An 18,357-nucleotide genomic window follows, 5' to 3' on the forward strand; every position below is an offset into this window, starting at 1 on the left:
CGTGCCGTACTCCTTCCTCAGCCACCTCGAGTGCTCGCGGACCGGCGACCGCCTGGACGCCGACGCGGTCCAGGGCCTCTCCCCGGCGGGGGCGCCGCTGCTCGCGCGCTACGACCTCGACGGGGTCCGCGAAGCCGTGACGCCGAAGGAGATCGGCGGGCGCGAGCCGACGCTGTGGCGCTACCACGAGGTGCTGCCCGTGCGGTCGGCCGAGCACGTCGTCAGCCTCGGCGAGGGCATGACGCCGTTGCTACGGCTGCCGCGCTACGGCCGCGAGCTGGGGCTCTCGCGCCTGTGGATGAAGGACGAAGGCCTGGTCCCGACCGGCACGTTCAAGGCGCGCGGCGCCGCGGTCGGCGTCTCACGGGCGGCCGAGCTGGGCGTGCGCGGGATCGCGATGCCGACGAACGGCAACGCCGGCGCGGCGTGGGCCTTGTACGCGGCGCGCGCGGGGCTGTCGAGCCTGGTCGCGATGCCGGACGACGCGCCGGCGATCACCATGCGCGAGTGCGTCGCTGCCGGGGCCGAGCTGTACCGGGTGGACGGTCTCATCGGCGACGCCGGCAAGCTCGTCACGGCGGCGGTCGGGCGGCGTCCCGGGGTGCAGGACGTCTCGACGCTGAAGGAGCCGTACCGCATCGAGGGCAAGAAGACGATGGGGTACGAGCTCGCCGAGCAGTTCGGCTGGCGGCTGCCCGACGTCATCCTCTACCCGACCGGCGGCGGCGTCGGCATCATCGGGATCCACAAGGCCCTGCTGGAAATGCGGGAGCTGGGCTGGGTTTCCGGCCCGCTGCCCCGGCTGGTCGCCGTCCAGGCCACCGGCTGCGCGCCGATCGTCACGGCGTTCGCACGCGGTGAGCGGGAAAGCACGCCGTTCCCGGACGCCCGGACGGTCGCGTTCGGTATCACCGTGCCCAAGGCGCTGGGCGACTTCCTCGTGCTCGACGCCGTGTACGCGACCGGCGGCACCGCGATCGCCGTCACCGACGAGGAACTGCTTGCGGCACAACGGGAACTGACCTCTTACGAGGGCACCTTCGTCTGCCCGGAGGGCGCAGCGTGCTTCGCCGCGCTGAGGCACCTTCGCGAGTCGGGATGGCTCGAGGGCGGCGAAGACGTCGTCGTGCTCAACACCGGCGCCGGGATCAAGTACCCGGAGACGGTGCCGCTCGACGTCCCGCTCCTGGCGAAGACCGACGCGATTCCTTAAAGGACCGACCGCACGGTTTCGGGGTCGCGGGCGACGACCGCGGTGCCGTCGTCGGCGGTGATGATCGGCCGCTGGATCAGCTTGGGGTGCTCGGCCAGCGCCTTGATCCACTTCGGCCGGTCCGCGGGCGTGCGGCCCCAGGTCTTGAGGCCGAGTTCCTTCGCGACGGGCTCGGCGGTGCGGGTGATGTCCCACGGTTCGAGGCCGAGGCGCTTCAGGACGGCTTCGAGCTCCGCCGCCGTCGGCGGGTCCTCGAGGTAGCGGCGCACGGTGTACTCCGCGCCGGCCTCGTCGAGCAGCGACACCGCGGACCGGCACTTCGCGCACGCCGGGTTGATCCAGATCTCCACGGCGGCAGCTTACCGCCCTGGTTTTGGAGCACGTGCTCTGTTACGGTCACGGCATGCCCCGCCCCCGCGTCCACGACCTCGACGCGCTCCTCGACGTCGCCGAGCGGCTCGTCGCGTCCTCGACCGACGTGACCGTGCGCGGCTTGGCGGCGGCCGCGGGCGTGCCGAACGGGACGATCTACCACGCGTTCGGGTCGCTCAGCGCGCTGCTGGCCCAGGTTTGGCTACGCGCGGCCTCGGCGTTCCTCGACCTGCAGACTTCGCTGGTGGACCAGGCCGCTTCGCCGGTGGAGGCAGTCGTCGCGGCGGCGGACACGCCCGCGGTGTTCGCGACGCTGCGTCCCGACGGGGCGCGGATGCTGCTGTCGGTGCGCGGCGACCGGCTGTTCGGGCCGGAGCTGCCCGACGAGCTGGCGGACGCCCTGCACGCGGTGGACAAACGCCTGGTCACGCTGCTGGTGCGACTCGCCCGGCAGCTGTGGGACCGCGGCGACGGGCTCGCCGTCGAGGTGATCACGACCTGCGTCGTCGACCTGCCGACGGCGTTCTTCCGGCGCGACATCACCGATCCACTGGTGCGGGAAAGGCTGGCCGCCGCGGTGCGGGCCGTGCTGACCGTACCCCCTCGAGAAAAGGACCGACCGTGACCGTTTCCGTACTTGACCTGGGCGACGACGAAAACCGGTTCTCACCGGACTGGCTGCAGCGGGTTCATTCCTTTTTGGACGGTGTCGAAGGCGCCCTGGTGACCACCGGCGGCGGCAAGTTCTATTCGAACGGCCTGGACCTCGACTGGCTGACGGCGCACAGCGACCAGGCGGCGGAGTACGTCGCGGAGGTGCAGGAGCTGTTCGCGCGGGTGCTGACCCTGCCGGTCCCGACGATCGCGGCGATCAACGGCCACGCGTTCGGCGCGGGCGCGATGCTGGCGATGGCGCACGACTTCCGCGTGATGCGCGCGGACCGGGGCTATTTCTGCTTCCCGGAGGCGGACATCAACATCCCGTTCACGCCGGGCATGGCCGCGCTGATCCAGGGGAAGCTGACGCCGTCGGCGGCGATCGCGTCGATGACGACGGGGCGGCGGTTCGGCGGGCCGGAGGCGGTGGAGGCCGGGCTGGTGGACGAGGTCGCGGCCGAGGGTGCGGTGCTGAAGGTGGCGGAGGAACGGGTGCGGGAGCTGGCGGGGAAGGACCGGGGGACGCTGGGCGCGATCAAGGCGACGATGTTCGCGCCGGCCGTGGCGGCTTTGCGGGCGGGGTAGGCCTCCCGGCCCCCGGTATCCAGCTTACCGGGGGCCACCGACAGTTCCGGGCGATGTCACCGCTCCTCGCGCTCCACCTTCCCCAGCCGGCCACGCAGGTGCGCCCGCTCCGGCTCGGTTCCGGCCAGCTCCAGCGCCTCCCGGTACGCCGCGGCCGCCTCCGCGAGCCGCCCGAGCCGGCTGAGCAGATCTCCCCGCGCCGCCGGGAACGGGCTGTACTCCCGCAACCTCGGCTCCGCCGACAGCCCCTCCAGCAACACCAGCCCCGCCTCCGGCCCATCGCGCATCGCCACCGCGACCGCCCGGTTCAGCTCCACCACCGGCGACGGCGCCAGTCCGCGCAGCACGTCGTACAACGCCACGATCTGCGGCCAGTCCGTGCTCGCCACGTCCGCGGCCTCGTCGTGCAGGGCCGCGATCGCCGCCTGTACCCCGTACCAGCCCGGCGGGCCGCCGGTCAACGCGATCTCGGCCAAGGCCGTCCCTTCCTCGATCATCGCGCGGTCCCAGCGGCCGCGGTCCTGATCGTCGAGGAGCACCAGGTCGCCGTCCGGACCGGTGCGGGCGTCGCGGCGGGCGTGGATCAGCAGCATCAGCGCCAGCAGGCCCGCGACCTCCCGCTCCCCCGGCAGCAGGCGGCGGAGGATGCGGGCCAGCCGGATCGCCTCCTCCGCCAGGTCCAGCCGCTGCAGATCCGGGCCCGAACTCGCCGCGTAGCCCTCGGTGAAGATCGAGTAGCCGACCTGCAGCACGCCCGGCAGCCGGCCGGGCAGCTCCTCGGCGTCCGGTACCCGGAACGGGATCCGCAGCGTGCGGATCCGGTTCTTCGCTCGCACGATCCGCTTGCCCATCGTCGCGCTCGGGACCAGGAACGCCCGTGCCACCTCCGGCGTCGTCAGCCCCGCCAGGCAGCGCAACGTCAGCGCCGCGCGGTCCTCGGCCGGCAGCGCCGGGTGGGCGCACGTGAAGAACAGCTGGAGCCGCTCGTCCGGCAGGGCGCCGTCGGACGGCGGGGCGGGCGCCGCGCGCTCGGCCTCGACCTGCAGCACCGCGAGCCGGGCCGCGTAGGCCTGGTCGCGACGCAGCCGGTCGACGGCCTTGCGCCGGGCCGTCGTCATCAGCCAGGCGCCCGGCTTCGGCGGCACGCCCTCGGCCGGCCAGTGCACCAGCGCCGCCTCGATCGCCTCGGACGTCACCTCCTCGGCCAGGTCGAGGTCGCCGAACCGGCGGACGAGCGCGGCGAGCAGCAGCCCGCGCTCCTCCCGGAACACCGCCTCGAGGGTCAGCCGCGGGCTACTCTCGCACTCGCCGCTCGACGCGTCCGCCCGCCCCGCCACCGCCGTCAGCCCCCGTAGCCGGCGAGCGGCCGCACCACGATCGACCCGCCGTCGCGCGAGCCCGGGCAGCGCGCCGCCCAGTCGAGCGCGACGTCGAGGTCCGGCACGTCGACGACGAAGTAGCCGCCGAGAACCTCCCGGGATTCGGCGAACGGGCCGTCGGTGACGAGCCGCTCGCCGTGCTCGTCGACCCGGACCGTGGCGGCCGTGGTGAAGTCGGCGACCGAGTCGCCGCCGGCGTGGACCCCGGCTTCCTTGAGCGACTTGTCGAACAGCATCCAGTCCTCGGGCGTGCTGCAGCCGGTGGGCGCGCCCTCGGCGTCGAGAGCGGCGTTGATCAGCATCAGGTACTTCATGATTCCTCCTGGCTCGGTTGCCGTACGCCACCACTACGAACGACGGCCGGCCCGTTGGACAGGCTCTGCGGGAATCTTCTCATGTCAAGAAACTTTGACATGATGTCTGGTTTATTTTACCTTGGCGAGGTGCCCCACGAAGAGAAGCGAGCCTGGATCCTCGGCGTCGCCGCGATAGTGAGCTACGCGGTGTACCTGGTGGTGGTCCTCGGCCGGGCCGGCCAGCGGCCGCTGGCCGAAGTCCCCTACGTCGCGCCACTGCTGTGGACGGTCGGCACGTCGATCGTCGCGTCGATCGTGCTGAGCATCCTCGCCGCGGTGATTTCGCGAGACGGCGGAAAGGACCAGCGCGACCGCGAGATCGGCCGGTTCGGCGAGTACATCGGCCACTCGATGGTCATCATCGGCGCCGTCGCCGCGCTGCTGCTGGCCATGGCCCAGGCGCCGCACTTCTGGATCGCCAACGCCCTCTACCTGGCGTTCACGCTGTCGGCGATCCTCGACTCGACCGCCCGGGTCTTCGCCTACCGGCGGGGTTTCCAGCCGTGGTGAAACCGACCCGCGTCACCAATTCGCTGCGTGCCCTCCGGTTCGCGCACGGCCGGCTGACCCAGGCCGACCTCGCCGACCGGATCGGCGTCACCCGCCAGACCGTCATCGCCATCGAGCAGGGCCGCTACTCGCCTTCGCTGGAGATGGCGTTCCAGATCGCGCGCGTGTTCGGCGTCCCGCTCGAAGACGTGTTCCAGTACCCGGAGGAGTCCTCGTGAAAGCCCTCGTCCAAGACCACTACGGAAATACCGGCGTCCTGCGGCTGCGAGACGTCGCCAGACCCGTGCCCGGACCCGGCGAGGTCGTCGTGCGGGTGCACGCGGCCGGCGTCGACCCGGGCGTCTGGCACCTGACCAGCGGGCGGCCGTACCTGCTGCGCCTGCTGGGGTTCGGCCTGCGCGCACCGAAAGCCCCGGTGCGAGGCGTCGACTTCGCGGGCACGGTCGAAGAAACCGGCGACGGCGTCCCGGACTTCCGGGCCGGCGACGAGGTGTTCGGCACCTGCGAAGGCGCATTCGCCGAGTACGCCGTCGCCCGCGCGGACCTCGTATCCGCGAAGCCCGCCCGGCTCTCGTTCGAGGAGGCGGCCGCCGTCGCGATCTCGGGCTGCACCGCCCTGCAGGCCCTGCGCGACTCGGGGCGCGTCGAGCCGGGCCAGTCGGTCCTGGTGATCGGCGCGGCGGGCGGGGTCGGGTCGTTCGCGGTGCAACTGGCCACGGCGTTCGGCGCGAAGGTCACCGCGGTGTGCAGCACGGGCAAGACGGACCTGGTGCGCGAGCTGGGCGCCGACCACGTCGTCGACTACACGCTCTCGGACTTCACCGATCGGCGGTACGACCTGATCGTGGACACGGCGGGGCTGCGCTCGCTGAGCCACCTGCGCCGGGCACTCACCCCGCGCGGCACGCTCGTGATCGTCGGCGGCGAAGGCGGCAAGTGGCTGGGCGGTGTCCAGCGGGTGGTCCGGGCGGTGCTGCTGAACCCGTTCGTGCGGCACCGGCTGCGGGGACTCGTCACGAGGGTCCGCAGCGCGGACCTCGAAGTGCTGAGGGAGACGATCGAGGCGGGACGGCTCACTCCGGTGCTCGACCGCACGTACCCCTTCGCCGACGCGGTGACCGCGATCGGCTACGTCCACGAAGGACACTCCGCGGGCAAAGTCGTGCGATCTGAACGGCGTGCTGGACGCACTGGCGACCGCGGACCGCGAAGAGCGCCTGGCGGCGCAGTCGGGCTGACGGCCACTGCACGCCGATGTGCGTGAAGGCCACCTTGAGGAACTTCAAGTTCCTCAAGGTGGCCTTCACGCACTTACGCGGGCCGGGTCAGCCGTGACTGCTGAGCATCGCCGCCCACTTCTGTTCGATCTCGGCTGCCGGCGCACTGGGCCGCCAGTCGAGGTCGAACATCGACAGCAGCTCCCGGGATTCGATCAAGGAAATTCCCGCGGCCTCGTGCAGGACCCGCAGGAAATTGAACGGCGTGCAGCGAAAGGAAGCATCCTCCTGCAGGAATTCGAGCAGGTCGAACACGCTCCGCTGCTCCTGGATCATCCGCCGGGCTTCGGCGACAACTTCTTCCATCTCGGGCCGCCTACTTGGTGAAGAGTACTTCGACGTCGGTGTACGCGCCGGGGCTGCCGATCGTCTTGACCACCTCGATCTTGGTGAAGCCGAATCGGGCTGCCATTTTTCCGGTGAACGTCGCGGCTGCCGCCTGCTCGACGGTCATCGCTCCGCTCCTCGTCAGGTCATTGAAGGTGTTGAGGTTGCTGGGCATGTTGGTGACCCATTTTCCTTGAATCGCGGCGACGTTCTCCACGCCGAAGTTCGATATCGCGTCATCGAACATCTGGGCACCTCGCGGGGTGGTCGGCCCCTTCTCGATGGCCAGGCTCATCACGCCGTCACGGATGTTCGCCAGCACGCCGCCCTCGGCCCACCGTAGAAGTTGATGTACTCCCCACACAGCCCGGGGCCGGTGTTGTGCACGAGGACCGGCGTGCTTCCGGCGAAGACGTAGTAGGTACTGATGTCCCGGACGGTCAGGTTGTGGACGCGCTGGTGCTGAGTTCGCTCACCCTCGGAAACCGCGGTCCTTCAGCCGCTTGATCCGGTCGAAGTGGACAGCGGCGCGGGATCAGCGGAAGGCGGCCGCGTGCGCCTCGGCCCACTGGGCGAAGGTCCGTGCCGGCCGCCCCGTCACCTCCGCCACCGTCGGGTACACCGTCGCCTCGTCCAAGGTTCCGTCGACGTAGAAGTTCCAGAACGCGTCGACGTACTCGCGCGGCATCCCCGCCTCGAGTTCCGCGCGCGTCTCCTCGTTCGACAGCCCCACGAACCGGAGGTCCCGCCCCAGCACCGAAGCCAGCACCGAAACCTGCTCGACCGGCCGCATCGCCACCGGCCCGGTCAGCTCGTGGACCAGCCCTTCGTGGCCGCCGGCCAGGGCGAGCGCCGCCACCGCCGCGATGTCGGCCGGGTCGATGCACGCCACCGGGACGTCCGGGAACTGGACGCGGACCGTGTCGCCCTCGTGCAGCTGCGGCAGCCAGCGCAGGGCGTTCGACGAGAACGCGCGCGGGCGCAGGAACGTCCAGTCCAGGCCCGATTCCCGGACCGCCCGCTCGGAGAGCGTCATGTAGCGGGAGACCGCGTTGTCCAGGTCCGCCAGCGCGGCCGATCCTCCGGACAGCAGCACGATCCGCCGCACGCCCGCGTCGCGGGCCCGCGCCAGCATGCCCGGCATGTCCTCGTAGCCGGACATCAGGAACACGCCTTCGACGCCCTTGAGCGCGTCCGTGAGCCCGCCGGGAGAGTTGAGGTCGCCCACGGCGGCCTCGACTCCGTCCGGCAGAACGGCATCCGGCCGGCGCACCAGCGCCCGGACCGGGGCACCCGCCGCCGCGAGTGCCGAAACCACTTCCCTACCGACGTTGCCGGTGGCACCGGTGACCAGGAACATCGCTCTACCCCCAGAGTCGTTGTCCGGCCAGCCTAGCGCCACCGGCCGCCGTCAGTCCTGCGTCGGCAGCTCGTCGAACTCGACGACCTGGCGGACCTCCACCTCGATGTCCTGGTCGAACAGCTCGACGTAGCGCTTGGCGAACTCGACGGCCTCCGCCCGGTCCGCCGCGTTGATCAGCGCGAACCCGCCGATGACCTCCTTGGCCTCGGCGAACGGGCCGTCGGTCACGCGGATCGCGGCGCCGCGCGGCTTGCGGATCAGCGAGCCCTTCTCCGTCGGGTGGACACCCTCCGCGGTGATCAGGGTGCCCTTCTCCGCCGCCTCCTGGATGAACCCGCCCATCTTCTCGATGAACTCCTGGCTGGGGTTCCACGACTGCGGGTCGTGCTCGTCGACCCGGTGCATCATGAGAAACCGCATGGTGTGCTCCCTGGTGTTCTTCGGCCGGGGTCCGGTGCGTTCCCGGACGCGGTGACCGGCCTTCACCCCCGCGTCGAACGCACCGGTCCGGCGTTCGACATTTCCCCGGGGAGATTTTTCCGGCAGAGTACCTGTGACCTGAGTCACCCGAAGAACCGGGGAAGGTGCCGGATGTCCGTCCTGCTCGCGATCGGAACGCGCAAGGGTCTGTGGCTGGCGACCAGCACGGACGATCGGGCCACGTGGGAGGTCACCGGCCCGCACCACCCGATGACGGAGGTGTACGCGGTCGGCATCGACACGCGCCGCGACAGGCCGCGGCTGCTGGCCGGGGTCACCAGCGAGCACTTCGGGCCGAGCGTGGCCACCAGCGACGACCTCGGCGCGACCTGGGCCGAGCCCGACCACGCCCCGATCGCGTTCCCGGCGGACACCGGCGAATCCCTCGCCAGGGCCTGGCAGCTGGTGCCGGGCCCGGCGGGCGAACCGGACGTCGTCTACGCCGGCACCGAGCCGTCCGCCCTGTTCCGCTCCACCGACGGCGGCCGCACCTACGAGCTCGTCCGCGGCCTGTGGGACCACCCGCACCGCGAGCACTGGACGCCCGGAGGCGGCGGCAAGGCCATCCACACCGTGCTCCCGCACCCCACCGACCCCGGCCGCGTCACCGTGGCGATGTCCACCGGCGGCGTCTACCGCACCGAGGACGGCGGCGCGTCCTGGGAGGCGAGCAACACCGGCATCAAGGCGGTCCACGTGCCCGACCCGTACCCCGAATACGGCCAGTGCGTGCACAAGGTCGCCCGGCACCCGGCCGAGCCGGGCCGCCTGTTCGCGCAGGTCCACCACGGCGTCTACCGCAGCGACGACGCCGGCGCGACCTGGCAGTCCATCGCCGACGGCCTGCCCAGCGACTTCGGCTTCCCGATCGTCGTCCACCCGCACCGGCCCGAGGTGATCTACACGTTCCCGCTGGTCGCGGACGCGATGCGGTTCCCGCCGGACGGCCGGTGCCGGGTGTACCGCAGCGAGGACGCCGGGAAGTCGTGGGAGGCGCTGGGGGCGGGCCTGCCGGACGGGTACTGGACCGGCGTCCTGCGGGACGCGATGTGCACCGACGACGCCGACCCGGCCGGGGTGTACTTCGGCTCGCGGACCGGCGACGTCTACGCCAGCCGCGACGACGGCGACAGCTGGCAGCTCGTCGCGGCACACCTGCCCGACGTGCTGAGCGTCCGCGCCGCGAGGGTGTGACCGTGCGGATCACCGTGCTGCTGCCCGGAACGCTGCGGGAGAAGGCCGGCGGCGAATCCCGGCTGGCCGTCGACGTCGCCGAGCCGGCCACGCTGGGTGCGGTGCTCGACGCGCTCGCCGAGCGGTACCCGGCGCTGGAACGGCGGCTGCGCGACGAGCAGGCGGGGCTGCGCCGGTACGTCAACTTCTACGTCGACGGCGAGGAGTGCCGCCACCGCGACGGCACCGCGACGGTGCTGCGCGCGGACGCCGAGGTGCAGATCATCCCGTCGGTCGCGGGAGGCTGAGCAGCGCCAGGACGACGAGAGCGATCCCGAAGCGGCGACCAGCCACCACACCGTGTCCCTGGCTCGAGAGCGCGACACCCAGTGTCGTGCCGGTCTGCCGGCCGGCGGAGGCCAGCGACGCGGCCCGGCCATCGACCCCGGCATCCCGGAGACGGCGGTGTTGGGCCGCGCACGGTGCTCGCCGTCCGCGACGGGCACCTGTACCGGATCGGCTGACGCGTTACCCCAGGCCGCCGTAGGCCGCGGCCACCATGGTCATGCCGCGGCCGTCGCCCACGATGGCGTCGAGCATCTGGTTCATCGCGTAGGCGACGGTGAGGCCGGCGTCGAGGTCGTTGAACACCAGCGAGCCGCCCATGCCGCCCCAGAAGCAGTTGCGGCCGCTGATGCCGTAGCCCAGGCCGTACCGCATCGAGACGCCCAGGCCGTAGTCGAGGCCGTGGTACTGCTCCTCCAGGGCCCGCTCGCACCCGGCCCGCGACAGCAGCCCCGCACCGCCGGACGTGAGGACGGACTGGACGGCCGCGACCGACCGGGCATTGCCGTACCCGGCGCCCGACGGGATCTCCGCGCGCCGCCACGCCGCGGTGTTCGTGTCCTCGGGGACGAACTCGGGGTTGGGGGCCGCGTCGAAGAGTTCGGTGGGTGGCGGCACGGTCAGCCCACCGGGTGGCGCGAGGGAGGGCGCGACGCGGTCGTGGAGGGCGTCGGGCAGCCCGATGTGGAAATCGGCGCCCAGCGGCCCGGCGACTTCCGCGGCGAAGAACGCCCCGATCGTCTTGCCGGTGATCCGGCGGACGACCTCACCGAGCAGAAATCCTTGGGTGAGCGCGTGATAACAGCCGATTTCCCCGGGCGTCCACCGCGGCTCCTGCGCGGCCAGCAACGCGGTGACTTTGGGCGGGTCGCCCAGATCGCCGAGGGTGATCGGCGTGTCCCAGACGGGAAGTCCCGCGGTGTGCGACAGCACGTGCCGCACCCGCACGTCCGCGGCGCCGAACTCCGGCCAGTACCGGACGAGTGGCGCATCGAGGTCGAGGTCTCCGCGGTCGGCGAGGATCAACGCACACAGGGCGAGCATCGTCTTGGTGGTGGACCAGACGTTGGTGATCGTGTTTTCTTCCCAGGCAACGGTTCGCCCGGCATCGGCGTACCCACCCCACAGGTCGGCCACGAGTTCGCCGCGGACGGCGACCGCCACCGAAGCACCGACGTCGTCCTTGGCCAAGGACTCCGCCAGCGCGTCGCGCACTTCTCCGAACCGCTCATCGCACGTACCGTGCACCTGCACCATGGGAGCCGACCTAACTCCGTCCCCCGCGGCGGCGCCACCGAATATCGACCGTGACGTAACGACGCCGGTCGTCGACGCGATCTACCGCCGCAGTGTCACTCCTGTTCAGGAACGGAACCCATGGCGACCGCAGAGAAGACTTCCCGCCGCCGTCGGACGCTGATCGGATCGGCACTGGCCGTGGCGGCGGCAAGCCTCGTGGCGCTCGCGGCGCTGCTGCCCGCCGTCCTGCAACCGGTGCCGGACGTTTCGCTGATCGACGCCGCGCAGCTGTCCGGCAAGGACAAACTGGATCTGCTGAACGGTGCGCTACAGCAGCAGAACGCCGTTCGCGCCATTCTCGTCCAGAGCATCGTCGGCCTGGCCGCCCTTTCCGGGGCTGTGCCGGCGTGGCGGCAGTACGTCCACCTGAAGACCGAAGCTGTCCGGCGCGAACAGGAGAAGCGCGACGAGTTCGCACCGCCCGGCCTGCGCCGACGTCCTCTCGACTTTCATCCGCACCAGAAGCCCGTGGCCGCCCGTCCGGCCGCAGCCGGATGAATCCGAAGTCCTGCTCGCCGATACCGGCCGCTCACTGCGGGACTACGACCCCGAGGTCCAGACAGCGCTGACGGTGCTGGGACAGCACACGTACCGGTGGCACGGAGTCGACTACGTTCGGCTGCGGCACCTCGACCTAGGGGTGCTTCGCTGGTGAACGCGAACCTGCGAAGAGCGAACCTCGACCACTGCAACCTGCCCGACACCGACTTCACCGGAGCGGACCTGGACGGCACGAGCATGCAAGGAGCGACATTCGATTCCAGAACACGATGGCCCCGAAGTCATTCGCCGCAAACCGCGATCGCCGCCGGGGCCGTCGAAGTCATCCCGACCGCCCCGGCCACCTCGGCGGACCCGGTGGGTGTCGCCGAGGAATAGCCCACCGATCGCAAATTCCCCACCGAATGCCCTTTATCAACTTGTAGTGCGCCGCCGAACCGCGCCGGTGCCACGATGAATGGTCCGGATGGAGGCTGGGCCGGAACTCGGAGGTGCGCCGATGGCGACCGAAGTCGCGACGTTCTGCCCGTTGTGCGTGTCCCGGTGCGGGGCCACCGCCACCGTCGACGAGGGGCGCCTGCTCGCCCTGCGCCCGCTGCCCGGGCACCCCACCGGGCAGGCCCTCTGCGTCAAGGGCAAGGCCGCGCCGGAGATCGTCGCGCATCCCGAGCGGCTGCTGCACCCGCTGCGGCGGACCGCTCCGAAAGGCGCGGCCGACCCCGGCTGGGAGCGGCTGAGCTGGGACGAAGCGCTGGACACCGTCGCGGCGCGGCTGGCGGCGATCGCCGCGGAGTCGGGGCCGGAAGCCGTCGTCTTCGGCACCGCCTCGCCGTCGACGTCGGCCATGTCCGACTCGGCCGACTGGCTGACGCGGCTCCGGCGGGCCTTCGGCAGCCCGAACCTCGTCAGCTGACTGGCCCAATCCGAGGCGGGCGCCGCGGATCGGAACCCGGCAGCGCCCACGAAGTTCTTCTCCAGTCTTTTTGAGCGCGAGGCCGTCGAGTGCGATGGCACGAGTGACAGGCCTCGGGGCGAGGCCCCCAAGCACTCATGGTGCTCGCCGTCCAGAGCGGGCACCTCTACCGGATCAGCTGAACCAGGGTCAGCGCTCGAGCCAGGGAGCAAGCAGGTTTTCCAGGTCCGCGTCCGACAGCGCGCGCGGTCCACCGTGGAACTCGTGCCACCGCGACGCGTCACACGCCGCGGTGTACTCCACCTCGAAGGCGCGCATCAGCACATACATGAACGTCACCGAGCTGAACCGCTCACCCAACAGTGTCCGCGCTTCGCGCGCCACCTCGGTCGCACCGCGACCGACCACGTCCGCGAGCCGAAGCTCCTCCGCAGCCGGATCCAACAGGCTGGGGGCATACATCACGACAAACACTCCATCATCGAAACGAACACGAACTCAGCCTTCAGCAGCCAGCTGGCCACACGCCGCGGCAATGTCCTGACCCCGGGTGTCCCGAACTGTGCACGCGACCCCGCCAGCGTTCACCAGGCGGACGAACTCCCGCTCGACCGGCTTCGGGGACGCATCCCACTTCGAACCCGGGGTCGGGTTCAGCGGAATGACGTTCACGTGGACCAGCTGACCCAGGTGCTTGCGCAGCCGCTTCGCCAGCAGCTCGGCCCGCCACGGCTGGTCGTTGATGTCCCGGATCAACGCGTACTCGATCGAGACCCGACGTCCGGAGGTGTCCGCGTAGTACCGGGCAGCGGAGAGCACCTCGTCCACCGACCACCGGGTGTTCACCGGCACCAACGTGTCCCGCAACTCGTCATCCGGCGTATGCAGCGACACCGCCAACCGCACCTGCAACTTCTCGTCCGCCAACTTCCGAATCGCCGGCGCCAACCCCACCGTCGACACCGTCACCGAACGCTGAGAGATACCAAGCCCAGCAGGAGCCGGATCGACAATCCGATATATCGCCGATATAACGCGACGAAAGTTCGCGAGAGGTTCACCTCTCCCTACCGTTTTACAACACCGCGCTAGGCCACAAAACCGCAGGTTGACACCAGGCCAGTAGCCGAAAGTGACCTTGACCATAGGGCGCCCCCGCCCCCGAAAGGCTCGACAGGTGCCGCCTCATAGGGTCCGTTGCCACGACCACAGTGACCACCACAAGCTGCATAGCCATGGGTTGACATGACACCGGGCACAGTTCATAGTGATGGGTATGCACTCCGAAACCACTCTCGCTGCCGAGGTAGAGGCTGCTGTTTCCACGGCAATCGGCGCGATCCTGAAGGAGGACGACCCCGTGAAGCGCTACGAGAAACTCAGCCATCAGCTCACCGTCTACGATCGCGTCGTGACCCGGATCGCCGACGAGAAGGCTCAGTGTGCAGCTGACCTCGCCAGCAAGGGTGAATCGTTTGCACGCGTCGCCGGTTTGCTCTCCGTCGGTACCCGATCCCGTGCCCAGCAGCTCATCGGACGAGGCAGACGCCAGCCCGTGATCTTCGCGTTCCGCGACCAAAACGGCGAGCTCCACGGCGACGCCCACCTGTTGGCGACCATCCCACACAACGAGGCCCGATTACAGTTCGAGCCGACCGATCGCAACCTGTTCTTCGCCGGTCACCTGCTGCAGGTGTACTTCGGCCACGTCGACGAGGACACAGTCACTCCCAGCCTGTACGCGTACACAACCGTCGACACCACAACTGGCGAGCGGCGAGTACGCCCGACCCAGAAAATTCACGACATCCTCTTTGTCACCTGCACCGACAGTTGATCACCTATCGGACAGCACTGGACCAGCGCGAATGACGGTGCACCGGCCGACCAGACAACGAACATCCGAAGCGCGAACAGGAATCAACTCACCCGCAAGATAGCTGGCCAGCTAGCCGTCGACGACAGGATTCCCTGGCAGGTCTCCCCTCTCAGCGATTCGGTCAATGAGTTGACGCTGGTTGGCCAACTCTGCCGCTCCAGCGTCGTTAAGTTGATATGCCGCCAATTTTGTCATTTCTTCACGGGCGCCATGGACCTCGCCGCACAAAGCGAGAAGGACAGCATACTGAGCGCGGACTGGAACAAGCAGATCGACCAACTGGTACTCCGAAACCAGGGGCAAGAGGAGATTCTCGCTAATATTACGTGCACCTTGGAGATCTCCCAGCTCAAGCACTTCATCGATGGCTTCCTGCCCGGCTCGGACAGCTGATCGCCAAGCCGATGCAGCGCTGTAGAATTTCATCGCGTGAAGGAACGACATCGCGACCGAAGACTCGCTTAGACGCTTGTTGGCAGCAGCAAGGAGATAAAGACTGTCGGCGACGTGTCTGAAGTCGTCGTCACGAGTAGCGGTGTCGGGTACGGCGGCTCGCAAGTCACCAGGGTTCGCGCCGAAGACATCTCCAAGGCCAAGCCCGAGGCGATCGTAGTAATCCTCGACGAGGCTCAGTGCCTCAGATGCTGCGTCCCCGTAAACCCCGAGGTGAAACAACGAGAGTGCGCGGTTGTAACGGATGATCAGTTGCACCATCGCATCTCCCTCAGCGCTTTCGAGCCCGACCCTGAATGCGGCCTCGACTCCATCTCGGTCCTTTCGCAGGGACGCGGCGATCATCTGCTTCATTGCGAGCGCCGACCCAGCACGCGCATCCGTGCCTGCGCCCACAGCGGTAGTCATCTGGTCCACCATGCTAGGAATATGTCCATAGCTGCCCACGCTGTAGTCCCAGAACGCTAAGGCATCAAGCGCCCAGAAGCGTACTTCGTCATCGAGATCGGTGGACTGCGCGACCGCCTCAATAGCGGCCCTAACCTCTCTTGGATCACCGACCTGGTGGAATTCCTCCTGAGTGGCAATGTCGATCAACGTTTCCTGCCGGCCGGTCTGCGGCAGCAGTCTTAGCCACAAGCCGAACCGGCCTACCGTCCAAGTCGTGGGAAGAGATCGTTGCACCAGCACGACGAGGTTCTCCAGCGCTGCGCTGAGGATTTCTGGCTCCAAGGTCGCGCGGTGATCGCGGGCCAGAAGTCGAAATGCATCATGGATTTTGATTCCGTCGCCAGTCACCTGGAGAATGCTTGACCTCGTAAGATCCCGGACCGTCGCGGCAGCCGTTGCCGGCGTCAGCCCTGCCGTCGAGACGAGGTCGAGTGCCTCCTCGGTGGTTAGCGGTACATCTGCGAGCTCGAGCAACGAGGCAACGGTGCGAGCGGGCAGCGTTAGCTGCTTGAACGTCTCGGCAAGGATGACTTCCTGCGCAGTCTCCACGTGAGTGAGCCTTGCTTCCACAGCGTCTAGGAACTCAGTAACGTCGCGGTCGTAGGCACGAACAGCGAGTTGGACAGCTGCCTTCACATAGAGCGGCACCCCAGCAGTCAGCCGAAGAAGACGCTGCACGGCCGCTACCTCAACTGGACATCCCTCCGCGGCGAACACGGCCGCGACATCGTCCTGCGACCAACCACCGAGTTCCTCGGCCTGGATCTCCAACAGGGCTTCAACCGGAGCTTGCCCTGGCCAAGGCTGACCAAGCAACACGAACCGCACGTCAGGCGCCGCCTCGACGAGCGAGCGCAACGCTTCTGCGGACAAGCGGTGCACGTTGTCCAGAACAACGGTGACCTCGAGTTCTTCCTCTCGAAGCCGTCGCGACAGGAAGGCCATCAACTCAAGGCCGCTCGCTGCGGGTAGTGCTGCGCCGCCTCCGCCCAAAGCTCGCCCTGGCAAAAACCGAGCAACCAGTTCGCGGGCCAGTGAGGAAGCCACAGCCTGGCTCGGAAGCTCGCCAACGTCGAAGTAGGCGGTCGGGAAAGGATGGCGCAGCGACATGATCGAGGCCCAGGTGGTCTTGCCCGCCCCCGACACTCCGACGACCAGTTGTACCCTGCCTGGCGCTGTCAGATCCGGTTCCGATGACTGCTGACGGTAGTCGACAGGCGGCTGCGGGAAATCGTGCAACTGGACAACCAACTGCTCAAGGAACTCGTGCAGCTGAGCCTTGGTCACCGCGTGGCCGGCGTGGCCGGTCGCTACGTACTGCGCAAGTCCGGCGAGCTTGAGCACCAACGTCTCTGGCGCCAAGCTCGGGAAAGGAACCCCGCCAGCTAACTCGACGCACCCCTCCATAGCTTCTTGCAGCCCCTGCCAGGGCGTCGGCAGCGACAGATCGACGCCGCCAGCCGATCCCCCGGGCCACACCAGGGCCACGTCAGACGGCCAACTCGACGACGCTATGCGGGCACGAAGGTCAGGCCCAGGGGCGGCGTTGCTCACGATCGCGAAGCCGGCGTCACCCACCCGCTCGCCACCAGCATGCGCCCGGCGCAACTGCTCGAACCGCGGTAACACTCCGTCCAAGTCGCTGAACCGAAGCGGGCGTTCACGAGTCTTCACCTGCACGTATACCGTGCCTGAAGGACGTACCAGCTCGACATCCTCATCGTGCTCGATCACTACCTCGTCGGTGTCCGTCCGGTCCATCGTGAGCAGACACGCCACCGCGTAAAGATGCTGATAGCCAAACCCACGGTGAGTTGCCTCGATGCGCACCAGTTGCGCGGAGTCGAGGACAGGGCTTGTCTGGGCATCCTCTGGCAGGTTCAACATAGCGACCAGTTTGGCTCTAGACCTCGAAGATCGCACTCACCATGTGCCGACGTCGGCGGTCGCACACGCAGACACCTCGTCGCCGTGCTGCTAAGCCTCCGGCGTACCGTCCAACCTGACCCTCCCCTGAGCACGACTGCGATGGCATGACCCGGGAACTGGACCGATGATCCGCGAACCACGCGAGGCGTGGCAGGCCGAGCTGGAAGCAACGGCTGGCTACGAACGACGCCACGAGCTCGACGAACGTTGGTATCGCTCGAAAGACCCAGCAGACTTCGAGGAATTCAAGCAATGGATGAAGTCGGTGACATGGCCAGCCGAACTTGCGCTATGGCAGAAGGTGAACGACTGGTACGCATCTCAGCTACAGACCATGAGCTCACGACGACGCACGTCCCTTCCCCAAGTGGCCGTGCGTTGCCGCGAGAAGGGCTGCCTACTCGGCCGGGTGTACTGTTTCGCACTTCAAGGTGGCGGCAGCCGGATATATTTCGTCGGCAGGACATCGAGCGGCAAACCTAAACATGGCGTATGCAACTGGCCGTTCGCCGACAGTCTTGACGGACTCACCCGATGGTGGCAGGTCGGATGCAAGCACGGCCATACCCGACTCGACTCGGCCGATCTAGTAGAGCTTGTGGTTCCTCCGACTCTGCCGTCGTCGGAATTTCTCGACAGGATGCCAGAACAGGTGCGCACGAGGCTCACGGAGAACTTGGATCCCGAGAGCGAGACCATCCCCGAGGAGCACCGCCTCGCGTGGCGCGCGAAAATCTACCTGCCGCCACATGACCGATGGATCCCCCCGCGCTGGCCCACGGTGCTAAAGTCGAACGCAAGCACCCGCACCGCATCGGTGTGAGTTGGGCACGTCCCACGCACGCGGTCGCCTGGAGATGGGTACCAGGAATGACCCGAAAGGGTGAATTCCTCAT

The 18,357-nt window shown here is 68.6% G+C and carries 23 protein-coding genes and 1 pseudogene; 13 read left to right on the plus strand and 11 right to left on the minus strand.

Annotated features, from left to right (window positions below; all coding sequences use genetic code 11):
* The first annotated feature begins 1 nt into the window (after position 1).
* The gene (locus ACLJQF_RS32165) at positions 2–1,213 is read left to right on the plus strand and encodes a threonine synthase (protein WP_410614087.1); all 1,212 of its coding nucleotides are present in this window, start codon (positions 2–4) and stop codon (positions 1,211–1,213) included.
* Here ACLJQF_RS32165 and ACLJQF_RS32170 read toward each other — a convergent pair.
* Positions 1,210–1,563: an arsenate reductase family protein gene (locus ACLJQF_RS32170; RefSeq protein WP_410614088.1), complete on the minus strand. Its 354-nt coding sequence runs from the start codon at positions 1,561–1,563 to the stop codon at positions 1,210–1,212. The genes ACLJQF_RS32165 and ACLJQF_RS32170 overlap by 4 nt on opposite strands.
* Before the next feature lie 53 nt (positions 1,564–1,616).
* Between ACLJQF_RS32170 and ACLJQF_RS32175 the strand changes: the two genes are divergently transcribed.
* The gene (locus tag ACLJQF_RS32175) at positions 1,617–2,210 is read left to right on the plus strand and encodes a TetR/AcrR family transcriptional regulator (protein WP_410614089.1); all 594 of its coding nucleotides are present in this window, start codon (positions 1,617–1,619) and stop codon (positions 2,208–2,210) included.
* Complete coding sequence (locus tag ACLJQF_RS32180) at positions 2,207–2,827, plus strand: enoyl-CoA hydratase/isomerase family protein (protein ID WP_410614090.1); 621 nt, start codon at positions 2,207–2,209, stop codon at positions 2,825–2,827. The genes ACLJQF_RS32175 and ACLJQF_RS32180 overlap by 4 nt, the downstream gene beginning before the upstream one ends.
* A gap of 56 nt (positions 2,828–2,883) precedes the next feature.
* Here ACLJQF_RS32180 and ACLJQF_RS32185 read toward each other — a convergent pair whose 3' ends face one another.
* Entirely contained in the window at positions 2,884–4,164 is a 1,281-nt protein-coding gene (locus ACLJQF_RS32185) for an RNA polymerase sigma factor (protein ID WP_410614091.1), read from the minus strand.
* A 5-nt stretch (positions 4,165–4,169) separates the two neighbouring features.
* Complete coding sequence (locus tag ACLJQF_RS32190) at positions 4,170–4,520, minus strand: YciI family protein (protein ID WP_410614092.1); 351 nt, start codon at positions 4,518–4,520, stop codon at positions 4,170–4,172.
* A 99-nt stretch (positions 4,521–4,619) separates the two neighbouring features.
* On the opposite strand from ACLJQF_RS32190, the gene ACLJQF_RS32195 reads away from it, so the two are divergent.
* From ACLJQF_RS32195 to ACLJQF_RS32205, 3 genes are read left to right on the plus strand one after another with little or no spacing between them, the layout of a single operon-like run.
* Entirely contained in the window at positions 4,620–5,072 is a 453-nt protein-coding gene (locus ACLJQF_RS32195) for a hypothetical protein (protein ID WP_410614093.1), read from the plus strand.
* The gene (locus ACLJQF_RS32200) at positions 5,066–5,290 is read left to right on the plus strand and encodes a helix-turn-helix transcriptional regulator (protein ID WP_410614094.1); all 225 of its coding nucleotides are present in this window, start codon (positions 5,066–5,068) and stop codon (positions 5,288–5,290) included. The genes ACLJQF_RS32195 and ACLJQF_RS32200 overlap by 7 nt, the downstream gene beginning before the upstream one ends.
* A complete protein-coding gene (locus ACLJQF_RS32205; protein ID WP_410614095.1) occupies positions 5,287–6,336 on the plus strand; it encodes an NAD(P)-dependent alcohol dehydrogenase in 1,050 nt (349 codons plus the stop codon). The genes ACLJQF_RS32200 and ACLJQF_RS32205 overlap by 4 nt, the downstream gene beginning before the upstream one ends.
* 61 nt (positions 6,337–6,397) lie before the next feature.
* On the opposite strand, the gene ACLJQF_RS32210 is transcribed toward ACLJQF_RS32205, so the two are convergent.
* The 4 genes from ACLJQF_RS32210 to ACLJQF_RS32225 all read right to left on the minus strand — a co-directional run bounded on the left by ACLJQF_RS32210 (position 6,398) and on the right by ACLJQF_RS32225 (position 8,459).
* The gene (locus tag ACLJQF_RS32210; protein ID WP_410614096.1) at positions 6,398–6,604 is read right to left on the minus strand and encodes a hypothetical protein; all 207 of its coding nucleotides are present in this window, start codon (positions 6,602–6,604) and stop codon (positions 6,398–6,400) included.
* 61 nt (positions 6,605–6,665) lie between these two features.
* Entirely contained in the window at positions 6,666–6,998 is a 333-nt protein-coding gene (locus ACLJQF_RS32215; RefSeq protein ID WP_410614097.1) for a hypothetical protein, read from the minus strand.
* Positions 6,999–7,211: 213 nt separating this feature from the next.
* A complete protein-coding gene (locus tag ACLJQF_RS32220) occupies positions 7,212–8,036 on the minus strand; it encodes an NAD(P)H-binding protein (protein ID WP_410614098.1) in 825 nt (274 codons plus the stop codon).
* 51 nt (positions 8,037–8,087) lie between these two features.
* On the minus strand, positions 8,088–8,459 hold the full coding sequence (locus ACLJQF_RS32225; RefSeq protein WP_410614099.1) for a YciI family protein: 372 nt from the start codon (positions 8,457–8,459) through the stop codon (positions 8,088–8,090).
* A 171-nt stretch (positions 8,460–8,630) separates the two neighbouring features.
* Here ACLJQF_RS32225 and ACLJQF_RS32230 point away from each other — a divergent pair, with 171 nt between their 5' ends.
* Entirely contained in the window at positions 8,631–9,713 is a 1,083-nt protein-coding gene (locus ACLJQF_RS32230) for a WD40/YVTN/BNR-like repeat-containing protein (RefSeq protein ID WP_410614100.1), read from the plus strand.
* 2 nt (positions 9,714–9,715) lie between these two features.
* Positions 9,716–10,000 (plus strand): ubiquitin-like small modifier protein 1, encoded by a 285-nt coding sequence (locus tag ACLJQF_RS32235; RefSeq protein ID WP_410614101.1) that lies wholly within the window; start codon positions 9,716–9,718, stop codon positions 9,998–10,000.
* Between the two features lie 220 nt (positions 10,001–10,220).
* Here ACLJQF_RS32235 and ACLJQF_RS32240 read toward each other — a convergent pair whose 3' ends face one another.
* On the minus strand, positions 10,221–11,294 hold the full coding sequence (locus tag ACLJQF_RS32240; RefSeq protein ID WP_410614102.1) for a serine hydrolase domain-containing protein: 1,074 nt from the start codon (positions 11,292–11,294) through the stop codon (positions 10,221–10,223).
* Positions 11,295–11,414: 120 nt separating this feature from the next.
* On the opposite strand from ACLJQF_RS32240, the gene ACLJQF_RS32245 reads away from it, so the two are divergent.
* From ACLJQF_RS32245 to ACLJQF_RS32255, 3 genes are all read left to right on the plus strand, one after another.
* Positions 11,415–11,834, plus strand: a complete 420-nt coding sequence (locus ACLJQF_RS32245) for a hypothetical protein (protein ID WP_410614103.1) — start codon at positions 11,415–11,417, stop codon at positions 11,832–11,834.
* Between the two features lie 153 nt (positions 11,835–11,987).
* Positions 11,988–12,215, plus strand: coding sequence for a pentapeptide repeat-containing protein (locus ACLJQF_RS32250; protein ID WP_410614104.1), 228 nt, complete (start codon positions 11,988–11,990; stop codon positions 12,213–12,215).
* A gap of 121 nt (positions 12,216–12,336) precedes the next feature.
* The gene (locus tag ACLJQF_RS32255) at positions 12,337–12,750 is read left to right on the plus strand and encodes a molybdopterin-dependent oxidoreductase (RefSeq protein ID WP_410614105.1); all 414 of its coding nucleotides are present in this window, start codon (positions 12,337–12,339) and stop codon (positions 12,748–12,750) included.
* 189 nt (positions 12,751–12,939) lie between these two features.
* On the opposite strand, the gene ACLJQF_RS32260 is transcribed toward ACLJQF_RS32255, so the two are convergent.
* On the minus strand, positions 12,940–13,215 hold the full coding sequence (locus ACLJQF_RS32260; protein WP_410614154.1) for a hypothetical protein: 276 nt from the start codon (positions 13,213–13,215) through the stop codon (positions 12,940–12,942).
* Positions 13,216–13,248: 33 nt separating this feature from the next.
* Positions 13,249–13,821: pseudogene (locus ACLJQF_RS32265) on the minus strand (radical SAM protein); the annotation flags it as partial.
* A gap of 205 nt (positions 13,822–14,026) precedes the next feature.
* Between ACLJQF_RS32265 and ACLJQF_RS32270 the strand changes: the two are divergent.
* Positions 14,027–14,587, plus strand: coding sequence for a hypothetical protein (locus ACLJQF_RS32270; protein ID WP_410614106.1), 561 nt, complete (start codon positions 14,027–14,029; stop codon positions 14,585–14,587).
* A 111-nt stretch (positions 14,588–14,698) separates the two neighbouring features.
* Here the strand turns inward: ACLJQF_RS32270 and ACLJQF_RS32275 are convergent, their stop codons facing one another.
* The gene (locus tag ACLJQF_RS32275; RefSeq protein ID WP_410614107.1) at positions 14,699–17,419 is read right to left on the minus strand and encodes a dsDNA nuclease domain-containing protein; all 2,721 of its coding nucleotides are present in this window, start codon (positions 17,417–17,419) and stop codon (positions 14,699–14,701) included.
* A 166-nt stretch (positions 17,420–17,585) separates the two neighbouring features.
* On the opposite strand from ACLJQF_RS32275, the gene ACLJQF_RS32280 reads away from it, so the two are divergent.
* Positions 17,586–18,284 carry a hypothetical protein gene (locus tag ACLJQF_RS32280; protein ID WP_410614108.1) on the plus strand — a complete coding sequence of 233 codons (699 nt, stop codon included), beginning with the start codon at positions 17,586–17,588 and terminating at the stop codon, positions 18,282–18,284.
* Positions 18,285–18,357: the final 73 nt, after the last annotated feature.

Origin of the sequence: Amycolatopsis sp. lyj-109, assembly GCF_046548995.1 — a bacterium.
GTDB lineage: Bacteria > Actinomycetota > Actinomycetes > Mycobacteriales > Pseudonocardiaceae > Amycolatopsis.